The organism is Microbacterium sp. Bi128 (assembly GCF_918698205.1).
Map to the genome: position 1 here is coordinate 1 of NZ_CAKKMM010000936.1, position 2,027 is coordinate 2,027.

A 2,027-nucleotide genomic window follows, 5' to 3' on the forward strand; every position below is an offset into this window, starting at 1 on the left:
CCCGCCGCCTACTTCGGCCGCTGGGCGGCCTCATCCGGCTCTGGTCGGCGATGCGCTCCTTTGCGGACCCCGGCGCCCGCTCGATATTGGGTCGCCAACCGCCGGGCTGCTTGAAAGAGACGCTCCCTCACGTTTCGCACGTTAAACGGAAGCGCTCCCCCACAAAAAGTGAGGGAGCGCTTAGCCGCTTACCGCGAAAGGTGAGGGACCGTTTGCCATCAACCCGCACAAGGTGAGGGAGCGTCAGAGACGGGACCGGAGTTTTGCTAAGGAGCGCATCGCCGACCGGAACCGAGTAAGGCCGCTAGCGGCCGCACGAGGTGCAGGGAGGTGTCTAAGCGACGGCAAAACTCCGGTTCCGTCCTACCCAGCCACGACTGCGGCGACGGCAAGACTACGGTTCCGGCGGAACCCAGCCACAACTCAGGTGACCGCGGAGCCCAACCCCCGACTCCGGCGACGGCGAAACCGGCCCCGAACGCAGGACTACTTAGCGGCGCGCTGGCGGGAGATCTCGTAGAGGGAGATACCGACGGCCATGGAGGCGTTGAGGGATTCCATGGCGGAGTCGATCGGGATGGAGACGATCTGGTCGCAGTTTTCGCGGACCAGGCGGCTCAGGCCCTTGCCCTCGGACCCGACGACAATGCACACCGGTTCGGTGGCCAGGGTGAGCTCGGGCAACGAAACGTCGCCGTCGCCGTCGAGCCCCAGGACGTAGATCCCCATGTTCTTGAACGCCTTGAGCGTGTTGTTCAGGTTGGCCGCGCGGGCGACCGGGACGCGGACGGCTGCACCGGCGCTGGTCTTCCAGGCCGAGGCGGTGACGCCCACGGAACGGCGCTCCGGGACGACGACGCCGTGGCCGCTGAAGGCCGAGACGGAGCGGATGATCGCGCCGAGGTTGCGGGGATCGGTGATGCCGTCGAGCGCCACGAAGAGCGGGGCGTTGGCCACGTGGCCCTTCTTCCAGGCCGCGAGGGTCTCTTCGGCGAGCTCGTACGCGTCCTGGTATTCGTACGGCGGGATCTGCAGCACGAGGCCCTGGTGGATGGCGTCGTCGGTCATCCGGTCGAGCTCGGGCTTGCCGGTTTCCATCAGCGGGATGCCGCGTTCGGCGGCCAGCTTCAGAGATTCCTTGACGCGGTCGTCCATTTCGATGCGGACGGCGACGTGCAGGGCCTTGGCCGGGATGCCGGCGCGCAGGGCTTCGACCACGGAGTTGCGGCCGGTGACGACCTCTTCGGTGGCGCGGCCCTTGGGACCGGAGCGTCCGGTGCGGGCGGCGGCGCTCGTGGTCCGGCTTCCGCTGGCGCGCTTGGCCTCGGAGCGTTCGGCGAGCTGCTTGTTCTTGAACGCCTTGTGGTAGGGGCGGTCCTCCGCCTTCGGCGTGGGGCCCTTGCCCTCAAGTGCCTTGCGGCCGTGACCGCCGGTTCCGACGGAGGGGCCCTTCTTCAATTTGACCGAGCGGCGACCGTTGTTGGCCATGAGTTTCACCCTTTAAATACGCGATTCGTTGACAAGTCTGACCTCCAGTCTACTGACTCGAGTAAAATCCACGATTTCGGGGTGGCCCGGAACGGACGACGGCGGCCCACTTCACCGGCCGCCGGCAACGGGCTTCAGCCGCGCTTGAGGCTCCAGCTCGCCCCGTCCGGGCCGTCCTCGACGACGACGCCGGCTGCGGCCAGGGTGTCCCGGATGGCGTCGGACGCTGCCCAGTCTTTGGCGGCCCGGGCGTGGGCGCGCGCCTCCAGCTGAGCCTCGACCAGGACGCCAAGGGCGGTGTTGGCTTGTTCGTCGGCCGCAGGCGTTGCGGTGGCGTTGAGGCCGAGGACGTCCAGCATGGCGGTGACGCTGGCCAGCGCCTGACCCGCGGCGTCGAGGTCGCCGTCGGTGAGAGCCGTGTTGCCGGCGCGGACGGTGTCGTGCAGGACAGCGAGGGCCTGCGGGACGTTGGGGTCATCGTCCCTAGCCACCCCAAAAGCTTCAGGGACAGAACCAGCGGCTGCCTCCGGTCCCGGGTC

Annotated in this window: 2 protein-coding genes; both read right to left on the bottom strand. The window is 68.1% G+C overall.

The genetic code is table 11. The annotated features are described in order from the left end of the window. Positions 1-486 precede the first annotated feature (486 nt). The gene (gene rlmB, locus LQV45_RS28215) at positions 487-1,488 is read right to left on the bottom strand and encodes a 23S rRNA (guanosine(2251)-2'-O)-methyltransferase RlmB (RefSeq protein ID WP_230010241.1); all 1,002 of its coding nucleotides are present in this window, start codon (positions 1,486-1,488) and stop codon (positions 487-489) included. Positions 1,489-1,622: 134 nt separating this feature from the next. Next, positions 1,623-2,027 (bottom strand): DALR domain-containing protein (locus tag LQV45_RS28220; RefSeq protein WP_308288940.1); only part of this gene is annotated, 405 nt, incomplete at its 5' end.

What these genes read in the sequence shown, in the direction of transcription:
- rlmB (WP_230010241.1), bottom strand. Translation starts at nt 1,488, where the DNA reads ATGGCCAACAACGGTCGCCGCTCGGTCAAATTGAAGAAGGGCCCCTCC.